Source organism: Paraclostridium sp. MRS3W1 (assembly GCF_032465715.1).
GTDB lineage: Bacteria > Bacillota > Clostridia > Peptostreptococcales > Peptostreptococcaceae > Paraclostridium > Paraclostridium dentum.
Genome location: NZ_JAWDJM010000013.1, coordinates 1 through 6,288, shown reverse-complemented (window position 1 = coordinate 6,288; position 6,288 = coordinate 1). Strand labels below are relative to the sequence as shown.

The 6,288-nt window shown below is 28.2% G+C and carries 5 protein-coding genes, 1 tRNA gene and 1 riboswitch; of the genes, 2 read left to right on the top strand and 4 right to left on the bottom strand.

Features of this window, described 5'->3' with window-relative positions:
* Positions 1 to 203: 203 nt before the first annotated feature.
* The 4 genes from RWY47_RS01195 to RWY47_RS01180 all read right to left on the bottom strand — a co-directional run bounded on the left by RWY47_RS01195 (position 204) and on the right by RWY47_RS01180 (position 4,290).
* Positions 204 to 941, bottom strand: a complete 738-nt coding sequence (locus RWY47_RS01195; protein WP_168932320.1) for a YwaF family protein — start codon at positions 939 to 941, stop codon at positions 204 to 206.
* A 228-nt stretch (positions 942 to 1,169) separates the two neighbouring features.
* Positions 1,170 to 2,420 carry a dicarboxylate/amino acid:cation symporter gene (locus RWY47_RS01190; protein ID WP_021431377.1) on the bottom strand — a complete coding sequence of 417 codons (1,251 nt, stop codon included), beginning with the start codon at positions 2,418 to 2,420 and terminating at the stop codon, positions 1,170 to 1,172.
* A gap of 36 nt (positions 2,421 to 2,456) precedes the next feature.
* Positions 2,457 to 3,755 (bottom strand): diaminopimelate decarboxylase, encoded by a 1,299-nt coding sequence (gene lysA, locus RWY47_RS01185; RefSeq protein WP_150842862.1) that lies wholly within the window; start codon positions 3,753 to 3,755, stop codon positions 2,457 to 2,459.
* 108 nt (positions 3,756 to 3,863) lie between these two features.
* Positions 3,864 to 4,041, bottom strand: a riboswitch (Lysine riboswitch).
* Positions 4,042 to 4,206: 165 nt separating this feature from the next.
* A tRNA-Leu gene (locus RWY47_RS01180) sits at positions 4,207 to 4,290 on the bottom strand.
* 253 nt (positions 4,291 to 4,543) lie between these two features.
* Here RWY47_RS01180 and RWY47_RS01175 point away from each other — a divergent pair.
* Both RWY47_RS01175 and RWY47_RS01170 read left to right on the top strand, forming a co-directional pair.
* Positions 4,544 to 5,809, top strand: a complete 1,266-nt coding sequence (locus RWY47_RS01175) for an SLC13 family permease (RefSeq protein WP_053831889.1) — start codon at positions 4,544 to 4,546, stop codon at positions 5,807 to 5,809.
* Positions 5,810 to 5,831: 22 nt separating this feature from the next.
* The coding region (locus tag RWY47_RS01170; protein WP_316030206.1) for a hypothetical protein at positions 5,832 to 6,288 on the top strand (457 nt) is incomplete at its 3' end.

Genomic DNA, 6,288 nt, shown 5'->3' with positions numbered 1-6,288 from the left:
ACCATGTATTGTTCTGAAAGTAAATAAAATAAAGTTAAAAAAGCGAAGAAATGTAGTAATAGTATAATTGCATTTTTTATTTCTTGCATTATTCTTCTCCTAATAATAAGTATAGTTAATATTATCTATTCTAAATTTAGTATAATTGTGAAAAGTTTTTTCTACATACTCTAAGTATATGCCAAAAACTTTTTTCTATAGGCTTATATTTTTATTAATTCTATTTCGTAGCATTCTTCTACTGAAGATTCTTTTTTATTATTTAGAGCAAAATACTCTAAACTTAGAATCGAGTTGAATATCATCATAACTATAAATCCATATAAAATTGGATTTAATTTATTTCCTATGCCAATTGGAGATGACTTCATATATGCATAATTTGAATTTATTAAATTATTTATATTAAACATAGCTATATGATATAAGTTAGTTATAATAAATACTTTCTTAAAATCTGATTTACTCATACCTACATTTTTTATAGTTAGTAAATATATAGATCCCCAAAGCAACAAAATATGTCCTATAAAATATGAAAATTGAGTCATATGAGGAAAAACAAATGGATCAAGCCCTGGAAATAACAGTGCTGAAATCGCTCCAAATACGCCCCAGTATGATCCCATTTTCATCATGAAATCTTTTTTAAATATCATACCAATGGAGATCAAAATTATAGCTATCCTACAATGAAACAGTGGCAACCCTTCCTGTACAAAATGGTAATTCCCTTTAAGGTACCATAAATATAATGTTGTTTGTTGAATTAATAGCGCTATTCCTATAAATAATTCAAATAATCTATTTTCTCTTTTTTTATTAATAATAATTACTATCCCTAGCAAAGTTATCCCCAACAATATTAAATGTATGACTCCAAAATTAGAAAAGTTATTTCTTTCTATTGAAGTTCTAAAAAAATAATGAAGTTTATTCATAAATGTCTCCTTAATCTAATTTTATCCCTTCAATATTATAAATACATAAAATACATTTATCAAATGTCAATTTTGTAAGAATTAAAAACTTTTTTGTTGCATAGTGTATATAATAGTTTAATATCCTAATAACCTATATATAAATTTTAATATAAAAGTACCCTTACATTTTTAAAGCCTCTATTAAATAATAGAGGCTTTAAATTTATATATAATTATATTTTTATTTTAGCTTAACTTTGTTTTCATCCACTCTTTTCCTTCTACCAGTCTAGCGACCATCATAGAACATACTGTGTTACCAGTTGAGTTTAAAACTGTAGCTGGTGCATCTATTATAGTACTAATTACTGCTATTATAGGAAGAACCTCTGGAGAGAATCCATATACACTTAATATTAGCATTTCTCCCATCATACCTCCTCCTGGAATTGCACCCATAACTGCTCCAACTAAGAAAGATACTGATACTATAGAAATTATTGCAGATATACTAGTTATATCCCTTCCAAATAGTCCAAATAAGAAAGTTATCTTTAAAACTCCACCTATTACAGATCCATCTTTGTGTATGTTTGCACCTAGAGGTATTACAGTTTCTGCTATATCATTTGGTACTCCCATTTTTTTACTAGCATCTAAATTAACCGGTATTGATGCTGCACTAGAGCAAGTTGCTAAAGCCGTAACTGTAGGTGCTATAGCATTTTTCCAAAACACTTCAACTCCCTGTTTTCCTCCAGCTATATAAGCATATAATGTGAATATCCCTGCATAGCATATAGCTGCTAGAATTATATATAATACAAAGACTTTAGCGTATCCTGATAATATTTGTGGTCCTAATTCTCCTATTACACTTGCAAAATAACATCCTAATCCTATAGGTGCTAACTTCATTATTAAGTTTACTAATTTCATCATAACTGCAGCACCTGCTTGAGTGAAAGTAGCTATAGGTTTTGCAATCTCTCCTGCCATAGCTGTTGCTATACCTACTAAAATTGAGAATATAATAAGTTGTAACATATTTGCTTTTGATAATAAATCCTTAAAATCACTTACTGTAACTGTATTTACAAGTTGTTGTAATAATCCAACTTTTTCTGTATCTACTTTTTCTACCGAACTTTGCATTAAATTTGCAAACATATCCGGATTTAATCCTTTTGTTGGATTCATAATTATAACTCCAATTATACCTATAATAGATGATATTATGGCAGTCATTGCAAACACTAAAACTATATTTTTTAATATTTTACCTAATCTTTTCATTTCTCCCATATTAGAAATTGCTGAAGTTACACTAAAAAATACTAATGGTACTAATGTCATGAATAATAAATTTAAAAACAAGTCTCCTACTGGCTTAAATATGGCTGCCTTAGCGCCCATTATAGCTCCGACGATTCCCCCTAATATAATTGCTAAAATTAAGATTATTGATGATTTGTAATTCTTCCAAAATGACTTCATTATTTTCTCCTTTGTGTCTTATTTAATTTTTTACCTTTAGTCAGCGATTTCTAATCTTAAAAGATCTTCAAAGCTTTCTCTTTTGCATATTAATTTACTTTTGCCATCTTTAACAGATACTACTGCAGGCTTTATTATTTTATTGTAGTTTGATGACATTGAATATCCATACGCTCCAGTTGATGACATTATTAATATATCTCCACTTTCTATATCCATAACATCAACATCTGTTATTAGTATATCACCACTTTCGCAACATTTACCAGCTATTGTAACTTTATTATTTTTTTCTATACCCATTTTATTGGCAATTGAACATTCATAACCTGCCTGATATAATGATGGTCTTATATTGTCTGTCATTCCACCATCAACACTTACGTACGTTCTTACATCTTTTATGTCCTTTATAGATCCAACTGTGTATATTGTGCTGCCTCCATTTGCAACTATTGATCTTCCCGGCTCTATTATTAATATCGGAACATCTATATTTATATCTTTACATACATCCTCAACTTTTTCTATTATCGAGCTGCAAAACTCTTTTATTGTTTTAGGTTCATCATTCTCTGTATAATAAACACCTACACCTCCTCCTAAGTCAACTTCCTCTATGTTTATGTTATGTTGTTGTTTTATTTCTTTTACTAGGTTCATCATTATTTCAACTTCATCTAAGTATGGCTCTACGTCAAAAATTTGAGATCCTATATGAGCATGTAATCCTACTAGGTTTATATTTTCATATTTTTTAATACTTTCTAATGCATCTTGTAAATCTCCATTTGATAATGCAAATCCAAATTTTGAATCAATTTGTCCTGTTTTTATATAATCGTGAGTATGTGCTTCTATTCCTGGTGTTATTCTAAAATATATAGATTGAATTTTACCTTTTTGCTCACAAATGTTCTGCAATAACTCTAATTCATAGTAATTATCTACTACAAATCTCCCAACTCCAAGATCTACTCCCATTTCAATTTCATCTATTGTTTTATTATTTCCATGAAATAATACTTTTTCCATAGGAAAACCTGATTTATGTGCTGTGAAAAGTTCACCACCTGATACTACGTCAAGATATAAGCCTTCTTCAGATATTAATTTACACATATACATTGGTAAAAATGCTTTACCTGCATATGCAACTCTGTTTTTATTTTCATTGACCTTGAAATGTTTTATATATTCTTTACAATTGTTTCTAACTAATTCCTCATCAAATACATAAAGTGGTGTTTTATACGTTTCTCTAAGTTCTTTACATCCAACTCCACCTATATATAATTCATTTCCTTTTACTGACATAGTACCTTGTAATTTCATATCTTAAGTCCTCCTATTTTGTATTAATCATTTTTTATAAACAAAAATCCCCCTTAAGTTTCACTTAAGGGGGATTAAAATTTAGCTAGAAATATATAGCATCTATTCCTTAAATGTAGCTCAACACAATTTAATATTGTGACAGTTATGCATATATTATATACATCCCCAGGTATATAGCCTTAAAGCATCAGCTAAATCCTTCGGCAACAATCCCTTTCCCAATAACTCTTCGTTGCTTAACTCATTATTGGTACTGATTATTATCGCGACCTCTACAATTCGTATTCAATTTATTTATATGTAATTTTACATACCTAATTTATAATTGTCAACAATTTTATTTTATTTAAACTTTAATTTTATGTAATATTATTTCAAAATCAACTTTAAATAAATAAAAAACGAGTATTCGAATTATTTATAATTCAAATACTCGTTTTTTATTTATTGGTGCGGATGAAGGGAGTCGAACCCCCACGCCAATGGCGCCAGATCCTAAGTCTGGTGCGTCTGCCAATTCCGCCACATCCGCTTGTCTACACTACTTATTTTATATATATTTAATTAATATCGCAACTAATTTTTTAAATTTTTCACATGAAATTTCTGCTTAACTTTTTTAATATGTATTTAATTTTTTATACTTAATGTTAATAATAATTAACAAAAATATTGTTTTTCTTTATAAAAAAAGAACTTTCATTTTTTTTAACACATTTAAGTTTTTTCAACTATACTCTACTTATAGGTTTTAATATCTTTATTATTATAAGGGGGCGATATTAGTGCTTATTAAACAAGTAATAGCTATCATCATATTTTTAGTGGTTATGCTAGCTATTATTTCAGAAAAAGTAAATAGAGCTATTGCAGCTATGGCCGGAGCTTTACTTATGATTATATTTAACATATTGTCAGTTGAGCAAGGCCTGCATCATATCGATTTTAATACAATTGGGGTTTTAATAGGCATGATGCTATTTGTTTCTGTTGTCAAAAATTCAGGTGTGTTTGAATACATAGCTATATTTTCAGCTAAAAAATCAAAGGGAGATCCTTGGAAAATTATGCTATGTTTTGTAATATTAACCGCTGTTTTATCAGCTGTTTTAGATAATGTTACCACCGTTTTATTGATAGGGCCAATGACTATAGTTATAACTCAAATTCTAAATATAAATCCAACTCCATTTTTAGTAACTCAAATTCTAGCATCTAATATAGGAGGTACTGCAACCCTAATAGGAGATCCACCTAATATAATGATAGGTAGTGCAGCAAATCTAAGTTTTGCAGACTTTATAATAAACTTAGGTCCTATAGTTCTAATCATTTTGTTTCTAACTATCTTGTGTTTTAAATTTATGTTTAAAAAGCAACTTTTTGTAGATGATAAAGCAAAAGAAAAAATTTTAAATTTAGATGAAAAAAAAGCAATTAAAGATAAGCCACTGCTTATAAAGAGTATTATTATGATTATATTTATTTTACTTGGATTTATTCTACACAATGTTTTAAACCTTGAATCCAGTATAGTCGCCTTAACAGGAGCTACTATAATGATGTTTATAGGCAAACAAGATGTTGATGAAATCCTTTCCAGTATTGAGTGGTCAACTATAGCATTTTTCGGAGGATTATTTGTAATAGTTGGAGGACTTGTTGAGGTTGGAATAATAAATAACATTGCTCAATATTTAATAAGTGCAACAAGTGGTCATTTAGTTCTTACAATGCTAGTTATACTTTGGTTGTCAGCTATAATTTCATCATTCTTAGATAATATACCTTTTGTAGCTACTTTGATTCCACTTATACTAACTATGCAAGGCCAGGGTATAGATGTAATGCCAATATGGTGGGCAACTTCTCTAGGAGCTTGCCTAGGTGGTAATGGTACATTAATAGGAGCTTCTGCTAATATAGTTCTTGCTAATGTAGGTCAGAAAAATGGATACCCTATAAGTTTTAAAGACTATTTTAAAATAGGATTTCCACTTATGATTTTTTCAATACTAATCTCAACTATTTATTTACTAATCCGATTTTAAATAAATTTTAGGAGGAATACTAATGAATATTTTGGATAATGCTTATGGAGACACTATAGAAGCTCGACTTAGATATATAGGTGCAACAGATATAAAAAAAATTCATGGAATATTATATTTTATAGAATTTGAAATTGATGATAATTTAAAAGTTTCATACACATACAATATAAATTCTAAAAATAAATACTATCTTCAAAGAATAAAACCTTACCCTATTCCAGAAGGTATCTTTGATAAAGAGTATGAAATAGTTTCTTTTATAGAAAAAGATATAAAAAAATTCATGAATGCTAAAAAAAGTAATAATTTTGATCTATTTTTAAAGATTACAGATGAGCTAAATACAATAAGTTTTGACATAGAAGAACTTTTTTTAAATTACAATATAGATAAAATGGACTTAGATAAATTAAAATTCGAACTCGATAATATATTGAATTTATTCGAAAGATCAAAAAATAGATCTCCTAAAATAG